This is a genomic window from Streptomyces caeruleatus (assembly GCF_001514235.1).
Taxonomy (GTDB): Bacteria; Actinomycetota; Actinomycetes; order Streptomycetales; family Streptomycetaceae; genus Streptomyces; species Streptomyces caeruleatus.
The window spans coordinates 17,076-34,001 of the sequence record NZ_KQ948927.1 but is presented as its reverse complement, the minus strand read 5'-3'; the positions used below and the strand labels follow the sequence as shown (position 1 = coordinate 34,001).

Below are 16,926 nucleotides of genomic sequence, written 5' to 3'. Positions count from 1 at the left end.
CATTGCAGGTTGGCTACCGGGACGGTCATGCAGCAGCTGCGGACGTCCAGTTGACGAAGGTCGAGAACGCGGCGGGGTCGAGGGTGACGATCGGCCCCGCCGGGTTCTTGGAGTCGCGGATGGCGATGGTGGTGTGAGGGGTTTCGGCGATCTCGACGCAGTTGCCGCCCTCATCGCCGCTGTGCGAGGACTTGCGCCAGGCCAGGGCGCCGAGGGGCGCGCACTCCACGCAGTTGCCACCCTGGTCGCTGCTGTAGCTGGACTTACGCCACTGGATCCCCGCCAGAATCTCGGTGCTCTCCATAACGCTCCTCCATCACGCGCCGGATCAACTCCGCCGAGTCCTTGAGGGAGAGAGCGGCGGCCTGAAGATGATCGTAACGGAGCGAGCAGTCCTTGACGGTGTCCGGGTTGGCGGTCGGATGCGCGCTGCCGTACCCCTCGGTGTAGACGATCGTCGGATCGCTCGGGAAGCGGTAGAGGTCGAACGAGCCTGTCAGTCCCGCGTGCGCCCCCGCCGAAAACGGCAGCACCTGGATGTTGATCCGGGGATTGCCCTCGAAGGACAACAGGTGGGCGAGTTGGTCCCGCATGGTCTCCCGGCCGCCAATCTCCTGGCACAGCGCGGCCTCACTGAGGATCACCCAGAAGACCGGGGGCTCCCCCCTCTCGAAGATGCGCTGACGGGCGAGCCGTACGGCGGTGCGGTCATCGAGGTCGGTCTTGTCGAGCACGCCGAGCACAGCACTGGCGTAGGCCCTGGTCTGGAGTAGGCCGGGCACCATCTGCGGCTCGAACGAGCAGATTTCGACGGCCCGCGCTTGCAGCTCCGCCACCTGCTGAAACCAGGCCGGAAGTTGACTACGCATCACCAGCTCATGCAGCCGCGACAGCGCCCCGCCCGTCCCCAGCGCGATGTCCACCCGCTCACTGAACGGCAACGTCGGCAGTTTCCGGGCCGTCTCGATCTGGCCGACCAGGGAGCCCGTGCAGTAGACGATGTCCCCGAGCTGTTTCTGCGTCAGCGAGGCGGCCTCTCGGTGGCGGCGTAGCTCGAAGCCGTAGTAGTCGAGGGGCGAGGCGCCCGGGTCAAGGGTGTTGATGTGGGTCACGCGGAACCCCTCTCACGCAACTCGGCCCACTTCGGGACCCGTTGTATTCGTTCCGTAGCCCAAAGTAGTCGCGCGAGGTCACGCTCGTACCGTGAACGGATACATTCCCCCCACCTACCTGGCCCCCTTCCGCCATCAGTACCGCCTGCGCCTCACCGTGGGCGAACACTCGGCCCGGCACATCCGTGCCATCGCGCGCTCTCTGCTCGCCGAGTGGCGCATGCGCGAGCTGACCGACGCCGTGGAGCTGGGCGCGACCGAGCTGGTCGCCAATGTCGTACGGCATGTTCCGGACCGGCGCTGTGAGGTGCTGCTCCTGCGGCAGACGGGCGGGGTGCGGGTCGAGGTGACGGACGGTTTCGGTCAACTCCCGGCGTTTCCGGCACAGTCGAGGCCGGAGGACGAGGGCGGCCGCGGGCTTCTGCTGCTTGACGCGGTGTCCGACAAGTGGGGTGTGGATCCTGTGGCAGGGGGTGGCAAGGCGGTGTGGTTCGAGTGCTGGTGCGGAAGTACCTGAGCGTGCGACGAGCGGTTCACCGAGGTCTGCGATCGCCGGCACCCGGTCCACACTCCAACGCGTGCGAACGGCTTGGTTGTTGCCCGCCCCGGCGCCCGTTCCTCCTGTCTAGAGTGAGGAGACTCAGGCGGTTCGGGGAACGGGGCGGACGAGGCGATGGCGCGAATCGTCGGTGTGCACGGGGTGGGCAAGCAGCGGCTGGGCGGCAACACGCTGCTGAAGGACTGGGAGCCGGCGCTCGCCGACGGGCTCGACCGGGTGGGCGGCGCCGCGAAACTCGCCCCGGGCGATCTGCGTATGGCCTTCTACGGAGACCTGTTCCGGCCGCCGGGCGACACCCTGGCCGTCGGGGACCCGCAGTTCACGCCGGACGACGTCGAGGCGGGCTTCGAGACCGAGCTGCTGCTGGAGTGGTGGGCGCGGTGCGCGCGGACCGACCCCGGGGTGCCGCCGCCCGGCGCGACGGACACGCTGGCCCGCTCCCCGAGGGCGGTGCAGACGGCGTTGCGGGTGCTCCAGCGCTCCCGTTTCTTCGCCGACGTCACCTTGCGGGGCCTGGTGTTCGACCTGAAGCAGGTGCGGCGCTATCTGACGGACGACGGCTTGCGGGCCGCGGCGCGGCGCCGGGTGGAGGAGGCGATCGAGCCGGACACCCGGGTCGTCGTCGCCCACTCGCTGGGCTCGGTCGTGGCGTACGAGGCGCTGTGCGCTCGCCCCGGCCACCAGGTGCGGGCGCTTGTGACGCTGGGCTCGCCGCTGGGCATGCGGATGGTGTACGACCGGCTGCGCCCTGAACCGGGCGGCTGGCCGGGCACGACGGTGTGGACGAACGTCGTCGACGAGGGTGACGTGGTGGCGGCGGTGAAGGACCTGTCCCTGTTCTTCGGTACGGGAGTGACAGGGGAAGGGGTGACGGGGGAAGGGGTGCCGCGTGAAGGGGTGACGGGGAAGGTCGTCCACAACGGCTCGCACGCCCACGACGCCACGCTGTACCTGACGGCGAAAGAGACGGGCCAGGCGGTGGCGGAGGGGCTGGCATGAGCGACGGCACGGCTGCCGGGGCCGGCGGGCCGCGCCGCTTCCTCATCGCCACCGCGGTCAGCCACTACCCGCACGCCCCGGAGTGGGACCGGCCGGGGCTGGTCGAGGCGCGCCGCACGATGGTGGAGCTGTTCACGGCCAAGCTCGGCTACGAGCACGTCTCCGACCTGGGCGCGAACCCGACCCAGCAGCAACTGCTGCGGGAACTGCGGGAGTTCTGCCGCTCACCGGAGCGGCGGGCGGACGACATCGTGGCGGTCTACATCGCCGGGCACGGCGAACTGCTCGACAACGACGAGTACGTACTCCTCACCTCGGACACCAACCCGGACGACCTGTACGACGCGCCGGCGCCGAGCACCCTGGCCCGGAAGATCCTCGCCGGGACGAAGGTGCGGCGCCTGCTGCTGATGCTGGACACCTGCTTCTCGGGCCAGGGCGGCAATGAACTGCTCGCCACCATGGCCAAGTTGAAGAACAACTGGCGGGAGAAGGACGCGGGCCTCGCCGTCATCACGTCCGCGCAGCCGAACGAGCTGGCACAGACCGGCGCCTTCCCCGAGCTGCTGGCGGAGGCGGTGAACAGCCTCGCCACGGCCGGTTACACACCGCCGCTGCTCTCCCTGGGCGCGGTCGTCGAAGCCACCCGCAACAACCCCAAGCGCCCCGACTTCCAGCACATCGGCTGGGAGATCATCGGTCTCACCGGCGAGATCCCGCCCTTTCTCCCCAACGCCAAGCACAGCAACCGGCTCTCGCACACCGACCTGGCCCTGCAACGGGCGGCGGAGTGGGAGGAGCAGGACAGCCGGCGGGACGTGGAGTTCCGGACCCGGTTGCTGCGTCGGGCGATGGGGCACCGGGACGAGGAGCGGGTGGGGTGGTGGTTCTCCGGGCGGCACAAGGCGTTGCGGGACATCACGGCCTGGCTCGCCGAACTGCCGTACGGGCGGCCCGCGTTGGTGGTGACGGGCGACCCCGGGTCCGGCAAGACGGCGGTGCTGGGGCTGTTGGCCGCGGTGAGTGATCCGGAGTACCGGCGGACGGTGCCGTTGTCGGGCCTGGGGCTGAGCGCGGAACTGCTGCCGCCGCCGAGGGCGATCCGTACGGCGGTGTACGCCCAGAACCTCACCGACCAGCAGGTGGTGCGGGCGCTGGCGGCGGCGTTGCGGCTGCCGCCGGTGGAGGCGGTGGCGGACCTGCTGAACCACCTCAACGCGGGGCCGGAACCGGACCGTCCCAGGGTCGTACTGATCGACGGCCTGGACGAGGCGGCGACACCCAGCGCCCTGTGCGGCCAGGTGCTGCGACCGCTGATGGAACTGGCAGGGGCCCGCCTGAGACTGCTGCTGGGCACCCGGCCGCACCTCCTGGCCCCGCTGGGCCTCGACCGGGGTGACCAGGTCGACCTGGACTCGCCCCGGTACGCCGATCCGCAGGCGGTGCTGGCCTACGCGGTCCGCAACCTGATCGACGCGCACCCTGAGTCGCCGTACCTGGAATGCGAGAACGATCTACGTCTCGGGGTGGCCCGGGCGGTCGCCGCGGCAGCGGGCCACTCCTTCCTCGTCGCCCGCATCACCGCCGGCACCCTGGCCGCGACACCCGCACTGCCCGATCCCCTGGACACCGTCTGGCGCCGCTCACTCCCGAGCGCCGCGGCCGACGCCATGCACCGCGACCTGCACCAGCGCTTCGGCCCGGCCGCCGACCAGATCCTCGACCTGCTGCGACCACTGGCCTACGCCGAGGGGCAGGGCCTGCCGTGGGAGGACATCTGGGCCCCCCTCGCCGCGGAGCTGTCGGGCCGGCGGTACACCAACGAGGACCTGCGTCAACTGCGGCGGGACGCGGGGGCGTACGTGGTGGAGGCCGTCGAGGACGGGCGGTCGGTGTACCGGCTGTATCACGAGGCGATGGCGGAGTATCTGCGGCAGGGGCAGGACTACGGCGAAGCGCACCGTGCCTTGACCACCGGACTGCGTCGGACCGTGCCGTACCGCCTCGACGGTTCGCCGGACTGGGGGCGGGCCCATCCCTACGCACTGCGGCACCTCGCCGTCCATGCCGATCACGCCGGCCTGCTCGACGGGCTGGTCACTGAGCCCGAGTACCTCGTACATGCCGACGCGGACACGCTGGTGCTGCTCCTGCTGGGAGTCAGGAGCGACACCGCCCGGCTGCACGCCGCCGTCTACCGAGCGTCCATTCAGGCCCATCGCCATCTCGAAGCCACCGGCCGTCGCGGAATCCTCGCCCTCGACGCCGCCCGCTACAACGAACCGTCCCTGGTGGAGGCGTTCGGCAGCGGGGTGGCCGAGCGGATGTGGAGACCCGTCGCCGCATCCGGTTCGCTGCTGTCCGGCAACCTGCTCAACGCCTTCACCGGCCCAACCGAAGGGGTTGTCGCAGCGGACTGCACAGTCGTCGATGGCCGCGAAGTCGTCGTCACCGGATCGGTGGACATGAGTCTGAGGGTCTGGGACCTGGCCACAGGCCAACCCCTCGGCAGGCCCATGACCGGCCACACCAAGAGGGTGGAAGCCGTGGCGTGCACGACACTGGACGGCCGTCCGGTCGCCGTCAGCGGATCGAGTGACGAGACGGTCCGCATCTGGGACCTGACCGCCTGCGTGCCGGTGGGGAAGCCCATGACCGGCCACACCAAGAAGGTGAACGCGGTGGCGTGCACGACACTCAACGGCCGCCCGATCGCCGTCACAGGCTCGGAGACAGTGCGGATCTGGGATCTGGCCAACGGCGAACCGGTGGGCGAACCGATCGACGTCGGCGGCCGGGTGACCGCCCTGGCGGTTGCCATGACGCCCAGCGGCCCTGTCGCCGTCACGGGCCTCACGAACGCACGGGTACGCGTGTGGGACCTGGCAAGCGGCCTGGAGCGTGGTGAGTTGGAGGGCGGCGAGGGACTCTATGTGACGGGGTTGGCGAGTACGGAACTGGGCAGCGACCCGGTGGTCATCGCCCTGACCCAGGCCAACAGGGCGCACGTGTGGAATCTGGAGACACATCGGCGCCTCGCCACGCTCGAGTCGCGCGAGGCGCACAGCCACGCCGTGGCGTGCACGCAGGTGGAGGGCCGTCCCATCGCCGTAGTCAGCTCGGTGGACCGGACACTGGCCGTCTGGAATCTGAAAGCCCGCGTGCGGGCGGGAAGCTTCGGGAACGACGGTGATGGCGTCACGTCGTTGGCATGCACGTCGTTGGCCGGGCGACCGGTCGTGGTGTGCTGTTCTCACGACGTCGTACGGGTCTGGGACCTGTCGTTCTCACGGCCCTTGGGCCGACCCGTGACCGGTCACGTTCGGCGGGTCGCTGCCATGGACATCAGCAAGTTGAACGGCCTGCCGGTCTTCGTCACCGGCTCCCACGATCGGACGGTCCGGATATGGGATGCGCGCACCGGCTCACCCATCGGTAAGTCCATGAAGGGGCACCGGCACAACGTGCAGTCCATGGCCTGCACCACGCTGGGCGGTCGGTCCGTCGCCGTGACCGCCTCCTTGGACGGCCAGGTGCGGGTGTGGGACCTGGAACGACAGGCAACGCTCGTCCATCTCACCGACGACCACCACGAACTCGTGAACAGGGTCAGGTGCGTCGTCCTGAACGGCCGTCCGGTCGTCGTCGGTGCAGGGCGGAACGACTGCTTGTGGACGTGGGACCTCGAAACCGGGAAGCGCCTGTACCCGCCTGTCCCCTCCGCCGGAGGAGCGGACAGGCGGGCGCGCCGGGTGATGGCCTCCACTGTCGCGGACGGTCGCCTGATCGCGATCACCTCGGGTGACGGGGTGACACAGTTCTGGGACCTGGCCGATGGCTGCGCGCTCGCCGAGATCCGGCACAGTGCCCTGGCCATCGTGTGCGGCGACATCGGTGACCGGCGCGTGGTCGTGACCAGTGGCAGGGACGCCACGGTCCAGGTGCGGGACCTCGCGACGGGCCGCCTCCTCGGCCCACCGATGACCGGCCACAGCAAGCCCGCGCATTCCGTGAGATGCGGAAGTCTGGACGGCCGTCCGGTCGCCGTCACCTGCTCCATCGATGACACGGTCCGCATCTGGGACCTGGAGAGCTGCACTCCCGTCGGCACCCTCCACGTCCCCGGACTCTCCGAGGCGGTGCTCCTCGACGACACCGGCCGCCTGGCCTGCACCTTCGGCAGCGACGTGGCCGTCTTCACGCGCCGATGAACGCTTCCACCCGGTTCCACGTCTTCGATCACGTGGCCCAAGCCGAGCAACTCACCCACGCCCCAGCCCCGCAGGCGGCGCCCCCTGCCCGGAACCAGCTGCTGCGCAGGGTGTGGGACCGCCACCGCATCCCCCTTCTCGCCACACTCCCCACGGTCCCCTTCTACGCCCTCTGGTGGGCCGTCCTCGCCACCGGAGGCGGCGACCTGGCCGCCCAGTACGCGTGGACCGACTTCGCGACCCGGCACGGCGGCTCGGCCTACAACCTGTTCTGGTACGGCGGCACCCACACGGCCAACTACAGCCTGATATCCCCGTACTTGATGGCCACGCTGGGCGTCCGGGCGGTCACCGTCGTGTCGGGGCTGGCGGCGACCTGGCTCGCGGCGGTCCTGATCAGCCGGGTCGAAGGGCTCCGAAGACCCCTGGGCCCGGCCCTGCTCGCGTCCTTCGCCCTGTGGTGCAACGTGGCCTCCGGCCGCACCACCTTCGCCCTCGGCGTGGCCTTCGGGCTCGCCGCCTGTCTGCTGCTGTCCCGTGCGAGACGGGTCGTCCTGGCCGCCGCGTATGCCACGCTCGCGACGATGGCGAGCCCGGTCGCCGGTCTGTTCCTGGTGGTCGTGGGCGCCGCCTTCCTCCTGACCCGGGACTACCGCCGCGCCCTCACCCTGCTCCTGCCGCCCGCGCTCACCGTCGGCGTGACGACGCTCCTCTTCCCCTTCAAGGGCGAGCAGTTGATGTCCATGGACCGCATATGGCCACCGTTCTTCCTGGGCCTGGCCGTCACCTTCCTCGCCCCGCGCTCGTGGCGGGTCGCCCGCTGGAGCGGTGCCGTCTACGCGGCGGGGGCCGTCCTCACCTATCTCATCCCCTCCCCCATCGGCACGAACGTCGAGCGCTTCGCCGAACTCTTCGCCCCCGCGGCCCTCCTCGCCGTCCTGCTCGCCCAGCCCCGCCTCGCGAAGGTCCGCCGAAGGCTGCTGATCACCGCGCTGGTCTTCTCCGTGGCCTGGGTCGGGAAGAAGACCGGAGACGACCTCTACGTCTCCACGAAGGTGCCCGCCTGGGCCGCCGAGACCCACGGAGTGGTCCGCGCCCTCGACCGCCTCGGCGCCGACCGCACCCGCGTCGAGGTCGTCCCGGCCCGCAACCACCGCGAGGCCAGCGGCCTCGCCCCGTACGTCAACATGGCCCGCGGCTGGAACCGCCAGCTCGACATGGAACGGGCCCGCCTCTTCTACGACGGCTCCTTCTCGGCCACCACCTACCGGGCCTGGCTGGACCGCTGGGCCGTCGGCTACGTCGTCCTCCCCCTCGGCAGGCCCGACGGCTACGCCAAGGTCGAGGCCCGCCTCATCCGCGAGGACCGGCCCGACTGGCTGGAGCCGGTCTGGCAGGACGCGCACTGGCGCGTGTACCGGGTACGCGACGCGGTACCGCTGACCTCCGCCCCGGCGACCGTCGCGTCGACGTCCAGCGCCGACCTCGTCGTCCACATGCCCCACGCGGGCACCACGACCGTCCGCATCGCCCACTCCCCCTGGCTCCGCGTGGACGGCGCCGCGTGCCTGACCCCCGAGGGCGAGTTCACCCGCCTCACCGTGCCCGGCTCGGGCGACTACCGCATCAGCTCGGAGTACGGTCCTTCAGCGGGGCCGGCGCGTCGCTGCTGACCTTCTCGGCCCGCGCCGTCACCATCCGGGCCCGCGGCCCCTGGAACACGTACGTCACGCCGAAGCCGGCGGCCACGACCACCGCTCCGCCGGCCGCGTCCAGGACCCAGTGGTTGCCGGTGACGACGATCGCGGTGACGGTGAGGAGGGGGTGGAGGAGGCCGAGGGCCTTCATCCACCATCTGGGGGCGAGGACGAGGATGACCAGGCCGCACCACAGGGACCAGCCGAAGTGCAGGGACGGCATCGCGGCGTACTGGTTGGTGAGCTCGGTGAGGGTGCCGTAGTCGGGCTGGGTGAAGTCCTGCGGGCCGTGGACCGTGTCGATGAAGCCGAGGCCGGGCATCAGGCGGGGCGGGGCGAGCGGGTAGAGCCAGAAGCCGATCAGGGCGAACACCGTGGCGAAGCCGATCGCGGTGCGGGCCCAGCGGTAGTCGACGGGGCGGCGCCAGTACAGGACGGCGAGGATCGTGAGCGGCACGCCGAAGTGGAACGACTCGTAGTAGAAGTCGAAGAAGTCACGCAGCCAGTCGACCTGCACCACGGCGTGGTTGGCCCAGTGCTCGATGTCGATGTTCAGGGCGCGTTCGACGGAGTGGATCTCCCGGCCGTGCTCCTCGGCGGTGACCCGCCCGGCCGAGTTGGAGCCACCCGCCGCGGCGAGCCGGATCTGGGCGTACGCGTAGTAGGTGACCCGGATCAGTAGCAGCTCGAAGAACAGGTTCGGGCGGGTGATCACCCGGCGCAGGGACGCCACCAGCGGGATGTGCCGGAAGCGGGACGGGACCGGGTCGGCGTACCGGGTCGGGATCGGCGTCTGCCAGTACGGCGACGTACGCGACAGGAACGGGACGACGGCGGCCGTGGCGAGCGCGGCCAGGAGGATCAGGTCGGCGCGCAGCGGGTGCAGGAACGCCTTGTCCGGCACCATCATCTTCGCGGGCAGCGTCATCACCAGGACGACGGCGACCGGCCACACATACCGGTCGCCCGTGCGTCTGCCCACCTGGCCGACGACCGCGAGCAGCACCCACAGCAGCTGGTGCTGCCAGGCGGTGGGCGACACGGCGATCGCCGCGCAGCCGGTGACGGCGACGGCGAGCAGGAGCTGCCCGTCGTGGGCGTAGCGCACGGCACGGCGCAGCGCGAGGACGGCGACGCCCGCGCCGAGCAGCAGGAAGAGAACGATCTCCAGGGGGCCGGTCAGCCCGAGCCGGAGCAGGGCGCCGTGCAGGGACTGGTTGCCGAGGTCGTCGGCGCGTCCGCCGAGGCCGACGCCGGCCATGTGGTGCACCCAGTACGTGTACGAGTCTCGCGGCATCGCCACCCAGGCGACCACCGTGCTCACGGCGAATGTGGCGCCCGTGGCAAGCGCGGCCCGGCGCCGGCCGGTGAACCACAGCAGCGGGGTGAACAGCAGCAGCGTCGGCTGCAGCGCGGCCGCGAGGCCGATGAGGACGCCGCTGGCGCGTTCGCCCCGTACGGCGAAGCAGCCGAGGAGGACGAGCAGCACCGGCATGATGCTGGTCTGACCGAGGTAGAGGGCGTTGCGGACCGGCAGCGACAGCATGAGCAGGCTGACGGCGACGGGCGCCGCGAGCAGCGAGGTCCGGCGGCTCACCGGCTGCGGCAGGGCGCGGGCGGCGACCAGGCCGAGGGCGACGACGAGCAGCAGCGTGCCGAAGGTCCAGCCCCAGCCGAGGGCCTGTTCGGCGGCGCGGGTGAGCGGTTTGAGGACGAGTCCGCCGAACGGTGTACCGGTGAACTGCGTCGACTCGTACAGCGAACCCTTCACATGCAGGACGCCTTCGGGGCCGACCCAGGTCTCCAGATCCGTGAGCCGCTCCCCGCGCGGCGTACCGAGGACGACGGCCACCTGGCGTACGGCGAGAATCGCGGCGATCAGCCACAGCCCGAGCCGTGCCACCCGCACGCGGGCCTGGACCGTACCGACGGCCGTGGCTCCGACGGCCGCAGCTCCGAGTGCCTCCGCCGGTCGCCCACCGCGCTCCGCGTTCGCCACGCCCCGTCGGCCTCCCGCCCCGGTCGTCTCACGTCCCACGTTTACGGAATCACTACGAACCCTATGCGGCTCGCCCACCTCCGGGCGACTGGGTGGTGCTCTGGCGGGTGCGGGTCGTGGCGGGCTGGTCGCGCAGTTCCCCGCGCCCCTGGGTTGGCGGCCGCGAGGCCGACCTTCAGGGGCGCGGGGAACTGCGCGACCAGCCACCGGCGACCCGCACCCGCCATCGAACCGCCACCCCCCGAGCTGTCAGGCACACCCCCCTGCGCCGACCGCCTGAATCCACCATCCTGGGAATCAGTGCCGCGCAAGACGGGTAGTTAGCGCATCTAACTAGCCATACGAAAGGCAAGGCGATGAGCGAGTCGCAGCTCTGGGACGACGTCGACGAGTACTTCTCCGCCCACCTCTCCCCCGAGGACGACACCCTCCAGGCGGCCCTGCGCGACAGCGACGCGGCCGAGCTCCCGCACATCAACGTCACCCCGTCCCAGGGCAAGCTCCTCCAGCTCCTCGCCCAGATCCAGGGCGCCCGCAACATCCTGGAGATCGGCACGCTCGGCGGCTACAGCACCATCTGGCTGGGCCGCGCCCTGCCCGCCGACGGCCGTCTGATCTCACTGGAGTACGACCCCAGGAACGCCGAGGTCGCGACCCGCAACATCGCGCGGGCCGGTCTGGACAGGATCGTCGAGGTGCGGGTCGGCCCGGCCCTGGAGTCGCTGCCCAAACTGGCCGACGAGAACCCGGCCCCCTTCGACCTGGTCTTCATCGACGCCGACAAGGCCAACAACCCGCACTACGTCGACTGGGCGCTCCGCCTCACCAGCACCGGCAGCCTGATCATCGTGGACAACGTGGTGCGCGGCGGCCGGGTCGCCGACCCCGCCGACACGGCCGCGGACGTCCGGGGCACCCGCGCCGCCCTCGAACTGATCGGCAGCCACCCGAGGTTGAGCGGTACGGCGATCCAGACGGTGGGTGCCAAGGGCTACGACGGCTTCGCCCTGGCCCGCGTCCTGGCGTGAGCCGCCGCCCCCGGCCCGCTCAGGCCTCGTGATAGAAGCCGACGTTGACGCTGCGCGGCGCGGTGCGGTCGTGGATGACGATCTCGCCGCTGCCGCCGCGGGGCAACGGCACGGTCCCGCCGTAGCCGATCGGCTGGGCGTACTCGCCGACGGTCAGCCGCACCTCGGAGGACGGGTCGGGCTGCGAGCCGCGCAGCCAGGTCACCTGCCACGCCCCGTCGGGCCCGCACAGGAACTCCAGGTGGACCCGGGACACGAACAGCCAGTCGTCCGGCGTCGAGAGCCGGCAGACCTGCTTGTCGCGGCCCACCCGCAGCACGGCGCCCGGCTCGCTGGGCGCGTCGGCCATGAGCATGCCGGCCGTGGCACCCTCGTCCGCCGCGGACACGGCGGCCATGGTGAGTTCGAGCACGTGCGCTCCTCCTGAAACCTGCTTGAGTGGCAGCCGTTTTGGCCACCGACGCCGCATGATAAATCGCCCGGCACCGCCGCGTCCGGCACAATGAACTCATGACCGAGCGAAAGCCCCCCGGTGTCCCGTTCGAGTCTTGGGTCGACAAGCAGATCCACGACGCGCAAGCGCGCGGCGACTTCGACAGCCTGCCCGGAGCCGGCAAACCCCTGCCGAACGATCTGGAATCCCCGTACGACGAACTGTGGTGGGTCAAACGCAAGATGGCCCGCGAGGGCCTGTCGGTCCTGCCCCCGGCGCTGGCCCTGCGCAAGGAGGCGGAGGACGCGCTGACGGCGGCCTACGCGGCCAGGTCGGAACCGGCGGTCCGGAAGATCATCACGGACGTCAACGCCAAGATCCGCGACATGCTCCTGAAGCCGCCGCCCGGCCCTCCCCTGGGCCGCAAGTCGTACGACGTGGAACAGGTCGTACGGGAGTGGCAGGAGAGACGCCGGACGGCGGGTGGGTCACGTGTGCCAGGAGTGTCAGAGGCGTAGCAGCCGTTCCGCCAGCTCGCGGTAGTCACGCAGCGCGAGCCGCAGCTGCTCGGTGTCGGCCTGCTCGTCGGCCGCCTGCCAGGACGTGCGCAGTGTGCGACGCCGTTGCGCCATGGCGTCGCTGACCCGCCCGACGAGATCCTCGACCAGCCGATCGGCCTCCTCGACGGCGGCCCGGGGGCCGTCGACGAACCCGGCGACGGACTGCTGAAGCCTGAGCTCGTACTTGTCGGACTCCTCACGCGGCACGAGCGCACTGACCTCGCGCCCGGCCTTCGCCACCTCCGTCATGTCCCTCAACTCCCCTTCGCGTGACGGCCGGTGAAGCCCCACGGCAGATGGCCGCGGTGACCGTCGGCGCCCCGCCGTGACTCGTGGGACTCCCGGTCCTTCTCTCCCGAGCCTCCGCGCCGGAGCGGCCCCGTCAGCTCCTCGAACAGGACCCGGGCCTCGACCATGGCCTCGCGCATCTCCTCCGTACCCGGCCCCCCGCCGTCCGCCCCGGCACTCGCCCGCGCATGGGCGACCCGGTGCACATGCCGGTACCCCTGCACATGGCGCGCATGGTGCACGGAGAGAGCGGAGAGCTGCTCCTCGTACTGCGCCCCGTCCGGAAACCCGCGCGCCCGCGCCAGATCCGCCAGCACCCGGTCCGCCTCTTCGACGGCATCCCTCGGCGAGTCGACGAAGTGCTCCTGGGCAGCCGTCCACCGAGCCTCGAACCGCTCGGCCTCCTCCGGCTCCAACGCCCGCTCCCGCAGCCCGCCGTGCCGCTCCACCCGTTGGGCGAGCTCCCGCTCGGCGGCCTTGGCGTCCCCGTCGTGCCGGGCCACGGCCCGCTCGTATTCGGGCCCGAAGCGCCGCTTCAGCCCTCGACCGCTCTGCGTACCCCGGGCACGCAGCGCAAGGACGGCCGCGCCGATCACCACGACGACCGCCACCACCACGACCAAAATGATCACACCTGTGGACATGTATGCCGGGTTGCCCCCAGAGCCCACCTCAAACGGCGGCCGAATCGGCCACCCCCGGCGTGTCGATTCGGCGGCGCCCCGATCGACGTCATGGTGAATGGCGTTGACCGCGCAGGAAAGGAAGGGCCATGACACTCGCCCGCGTCCACAACTTCTCCATCTCGCTCGACGGCTTCGGCACCGGTGAGGGCCAGAGCCGGGAGACACCGTTCGGCCACGCCGGTGAACGGCTGCACGAGTGGATGTTCGCCACCGGCTTCTGGCACAGCATGACCGGCCGTCCCGGCGGAACCGGCGGCGTCGACGACGCCTTCGCACGGCAGCACGGTCCGGGGATCGGCGCCGAGATCATGGGCTCCGGGAAGTTCGGCCCGCCCGGATGGCACGAGGACCCGGAATGGAAGGGGTGGTGGGGCCCCAACCCGCCCTTCCACACGCCGACCTTCGTCCTCACCCGTCACCCTCGCCCGTCGATCGAGATGGAGGGCGGCACGACGTTCCACTTCCTCGACACGTCACCCGCCGAGGCACTGGAGACGGCCCGCGAGGCGGCGGGCGACCTGGACGTACGCATCGGCGGCGGTGTCACCCTGCTCCGCGACTTCCTCGCCGCCGGCCTCATCGACCACATGCACCTCGTGGTGGCCCCGATCCTGCTCGGCCGAGGCGAACGCCTCTGGGACGGACTGGAGAACCTGGAGCAGTCCTACGACATCGAGGCCACCCCCTCGCCCAGCGGCGTCACCCACCTGACGTTCACCCGCGCGACCGTGGAACGCGGATAATCCGGGCCCCTCAAATCGGCTTGCGGCACCACCCCCCGTCACCACAATGACCGCCATGACCTGGACCGTCACCCCGGAACCCCCCGACTCCCCCACCGCCACCGCGCTCTGGCAGAACTGGAACACGAGATCGCCGCCCGCACCTGGCCCGAACTCCAGCCCCCAAGGGCCAGTTACTGGTGGCCCACCACAACAACGAGCCGGCGGGCACAGCAGGCATACGCCTCCTGACCCCGAGACCGCCGAACTGACCCGCGTCTTCATCCCACAAACACCTACGGTGGTTCACCAAGCCCTTGAACTGACGACACGGGGGACGATCCGTCAGCCGCGCACGGCCCCACCCACAGCAACGGGCCGCCGCAGGCACCCAAGGGGCGCGAGGCTGTGTCGATATGCGGCTCCGCCGCGTGGACGCGACCAGCCCCCACCCACAGCAACGGGCCGCCGCAGGCACCCAAGGGGCGCGAGGAACGGCGCGACCAGCCCCCACCCACCGCAACGGGCCGCCGCAGGCACCCCGCCCAACCGCCGGAGGCCCCCGCTCAACCGCCGGAGGCACCCGGCTGTTCCCGCTCCGACCCGCACAACTCCTCGTTGATCTCCTTGACCAACTGCACCAGATCAGTAGACCGCCCCGGCCCCCACCAGTCCCCCAACAACTCCGCCAACGACTCCTCCCGAACCCGAGCCAACCGCGCCGCAACCTCCCGCCCACCCTCGGTCAGCACCAGATCCAGCCCCTCCCGCACGGCCAACCGCCGCTCCTCCACCTGCCGAGCGGCCTCGAGAATCACCGGCAACGGCACGGAACTCCGCTCGGCGAGCACCGCCGGCTCCACCCACCCGTACTTCTTGATCCGCAGCAACAGCCAACTGGCCGCCGGCAACAGGTCGTACCCGGCCCGCTCGGTGATCTCCCGGTACACCTCCCGCCGCCCCTCCCGCGTCCCGAGCACCGACAACGCCCGGCACACCTCGTCGTACGACGACCGCTCCACGGGATTGCTGGCCAGCGTCTCGGTGACATCAGGCGCGGTCACCGACCCCCGCAGCCGGTCCTCCCGCAGAAACCAGGCCAGCACGAACCCGGCCAACGCCACCGGCGCCGCGTACAGGAAGACATCGGTGATCGAGGACGCGTACGCCTCCAGCGCGGCCGGCCGCAACGCCCCCGGCAGCCGGGCGATGTCGCGTGGATCGGCCTCCAGCCCTTCCAGCGAGACCCCGCTCGGCAGCCGCACCCCCCGAAACGCCTCCGCGAGCTTGTCGTCGAGGCGGCTCGCGAAGATCGTGCCGAAGATGGCGACGCCGAACGACGCCCCGATGGACCGGAAGAAGGTCGCCCCGGAGGTGGCGACGCCGAGATCCTCGTACGAGACGGCGTTCTGCACGATCAGCACGAGCACCTGCATGACGAGCCCGAGCCCCAGCCCGAACACGAAGAAGTAGCAGCTCATCTCCCAGGTGGAGCTGTCCACGTCGAGCTGGTGCAGCAGCAACAGCCCCAGCGTGGTGACCCCGGTCCCGGCGACCGGAAACACCTTCCACCGCCCGGTACGGCTGACGATCTGCCCGGAGGCGGTGGACGCGAGCAGCATGCCGGCGACCATCGGCAGCATGTGCACACCGGACGTGGTCGGACTGACGCCCTGCACGACCTGGAGAAACGTCGGCAGATAGGTCATCGCGCCGAACATGGCGAACCCGACGATGAAGCTGATGACGGCCGACAGGGCGAAGGTCCGCACCCGGAACAGCTTCAGCGGAAGCACGGGCTCGGCGGCCCGCCGCTCGACCGCGACGAACGCACAGGTGAGCACCACTCCCAGCACCGCGAGCCCGACGATCTGCGCCGATCCCCACGCCCATGTGGTCCCTCCGAGGGAGGCGACCAGTACCAGACAGGTGGCGACGGACGCGATCAGGAACGTCCCCAGATAGTCGATGACATGCCGCGTCGACTTCCGGGGGATCCGCAGCGCACCCGCGATCACCACCAGCGCGACGACCCCGACGGGCAGATTGACGTAGAAGACCCACCGCCAGCTCAGATGCTCCGTGAACACCCCGCCCAGCAACGGTCCGAGCACACTCGTCGCCCCGAACACACCTCCGAACAGCCCCTGGTACCGCCCGCGGTCCCGGGGCGACACGATGTCCCCCACGATCGCCATGGACAGCACCATGAGCCCGCCGCCCCCGAGCCCCTGCACGGCCCGGAAGGCGATGAGCTGGGCCATGTTCTGCGACATGCCGCACAGCGCGGACCCGACGAGGAAGATCACGATCGCGATCTGGTAGAGCCGTTTGCGTCCGTACTGGTCACCGAGCTTGCCCCACAGCGGAGTCGCGGCCGTGGACGCCAGCAGATACGCGGTCACGACCCAGGACAGATGCTCCAGACCGCCGAGGTCGCTGACGATGGTGGGCAGCGCGGTCGACACGATGGTCTGGTCGAGCGCGGCGAGCAGCATGCCGAGCAGCAGCGCGCCGATGGAGACGAGGACGTTGCCGGGCACGTTCTCGTGCGCGTCGGCTCCCCGCCTCGGAGGCTGCGCGTCACGCACATTTCCCGACATACCGTGCGCGTCCCCGGCCATGAAGACCT

The 16,926-nt window shown here is 70.7% G+C and carries 14 protein-coding genes; 7 read left to right on the top strand and 7 right to left on the bottom strand.

Going from position 1 to position 16,926, the window contains the following annotated elements:
• Positions 1–25: 25 nt before the first annotated feature.
• Both AQJ67_RS12550 and AQJ67_RS12545 read right to left on the bottom strand, forming a co-directional pair.
• Entirely contained in the window at positions 26–304 is a 279-nt protein-coding gene (locus AQJ67_RS12550; protein ID WP_062718621.1) for a DUF397 domain-containing protein, read from the bottom strand.
• Entirely contained in the window at positions 264–1,112 is an 849-nt protein-coding gene (locus tag AQJ67_RS12545; RefSeq protein ID WP_062718620.1) for a helix-turn-helix domain-containing protein, read from the bottom strand. The genes AQJ67_RS12550 and AQJ67_RS12545 overlap by 41 nt, the downstream gene beginning before the upstream one ends.
• 91 nt (positions 1,113–1,203) lie before the next feature.
• Between AQJ67_RS12545 and AQJ67_RS12540 the strand changes: the two genes are divergently transcribed.
• The 4 genes from AQJ67_RS12540 (at position 1,204) to AQJ67_RS12525 (ending at position 8,554) form a co-directional block, all read left to right on the top strand.
• The gene (locus AQJ67_RS12540; RefSeq protein ID WP_062718619.1) at positions 1,204–1,629 is read left to right on the top strand and encodes an ATP-binding protein; all 426 of its coding nucleotides are present in this window, start codon (positions 1,204–1,206) and stop codon (positions 1,627–1,629) included.
• A 156-nt stretch (positions 1,630–1,785) separates the two neighbouring features.
• Positions 1,786–2,670 carry a hypothetical protein gene (locus AQJ67_RS12535; protein ID WP_062718618.1) on the top strand — a complete coding sequence of 295 codons (885 nt, stop codon included), beginning with the start codon at positions 1,786–1,788 and terminating at the stop codon, positions 2,668–2,670.
• Positions 2,667–6,881 (top strand): caspase family protein, encoded by a 4,215-nt coding sequence (locus tag AQJ67_RS50180; RefSeq protein ID WP_079055929.1) that lies wholly within the window; start codon positions 2,667–2,669, stop codon positions 6,879–6,881. Before AQJ67_RS12535 ends, AQJ67_RS50180 begins: the two co-directional genes overlap by 4 nt.
• Positions 6,878–8,554: a hypothetical protein gene (locus AQJ67_RS12525; RefSeq protein ID WP_062718617.1), complete on the top strand. Its 1,677-nt coding sequence runs from the start codon at positions 6,878–6,880 to the stop codon at positions 8,552–8,554. Before AQJ67_RS50180 ends, AQJ67_RS12525 begins: the two co-directional genes overlap by 4 nt.
• Here AQJ67_RS12525 and AQJ67_RS12520 read toward each other — a convergent pair.
• The gene (locus AQJ67_RS12520; protein ID WP_062718616.1) at positions 8,508–10,577 is read right to left on the bottom strand and encodes a bifunctional glycosyltransferase 87/phosphatase PAP2 family protein; all 2,070 of its coding nucleotides are present in this window, start codon (positions 10,575–10,577) and stop codon (positions 8,508–8,510) included. The genes AQJ67_RS12525 and AQJ67_RS12520 overlap by 47 nt on opposite strands.
• 356 nt (positions 10,578–10,933) lie before the next feature.
• Here AQJ67_RS12520 and AQJ67_RS12515 point away from each other — a divergent pair, with 356 nt between their 5' ends.
• Positions 10,934–11,605, top strand: coding sequence for an O-methyltransferase (locus AQJ67_RS12515; RefSeq protein WP_062718615.1), 672 nt, complete (start codon positions 10,934–10,936; stop codon positions 11,603–11,605).
• A 19-nt stretch (positions 11,606–11,624) separates the two neighbouring features.
• On the opposite strand, the gene AQJ67_RS12510 is transcribed toward AQJ67_RS12515, so the two are convergent.
• A complete protein-coding gene (locus AQJ67_RS12510; protein WP_062718614.1) occupies positions 11,625–12,017 on the bottom strand; it encodes an FHA domain-containing protein in 393 nt (130 codons plus the stop codon).
• Between the two features lie 98 nt (positions 12,018–12,115).
• Here AQJ67_RS12510 and AQJ67_RS12505 point away from each other — a divergent pair, with 98 nt between their 5' ends.
• Positions 12,116–12,556, top strand: coding sequence for a DnaJ family domain-containing protein (locus tag AQJ67_RS12505; protein ID WP_062718612.1), 441 nt, complete (start codon positions 12,116–12,118; stop codon positions 12,554–12,556).
• On the opposite strand, the gene AQJ67_RS12500 is transcribed toward AQJ67_RS12505, so the two are convergent.
• Together AQJ67_RS12500 and AQJ67_RS12495 are read right to left on the bottom strand one after the other, a co-directional pair.
• Positions 12,545–12,847, bottom strand: coding sequence for a hypothetical protein (locus AQJ67_RS12500; protein WP_062718610.1), 303 nt, complete (start codon positions 12,845–12,847; stop codon positions 12,545–12,547). The genes AQJ67_RS12505 and AQJ67_RS12500 overlap by 12 nt on opposite strands.
• Before the next feature lie 5 nt (positions 12,848–12,852).
• Entirely contained in the window at positions 12,853–13,530 is a 678-nt protein-coding gene (locus AQJ67_RS12495; protein ID WP_062718608.1) for a hypothetical protein, read from the bottom strand.
• Positions 13,531–13,658: 128 nt separating this feature from the next.
• Here AQJ67_RS12495 and AQJ67_RS12490 point away from each other — a divergent pair, with 128 nt between their 5' ends.
• On the top strand, positions 13,659–14,315 hold the full coding sequence (locus AQJ67_RS12490) for a dihydrofolate reductase family protein (RefSeq protein ID WP_062718607.1): 657 nt from the start codon (positions 13,659–13,661) through the stop codon (positions 14,313–14,315).
• 545 nt (positions 14,316–14,860) lie between these two features.
• Here AQJ67_RS12490 and AQJ67_RS12485 read toward each other — a convergent pair.
• Positions 14,861–16,918: an MDR family MFS transporter gene (locus AQJ67_RS12485; protein WP_062718605.1), complete on the bottom strand. Its 2,058-nt coding sequence runs from the start codon at positions 16,916–16,918 to the stop codon at positions 14,861–14,863.
• Between the last annotated feature and the right edge of the window lie 8 nt (positions 16,919–16,926).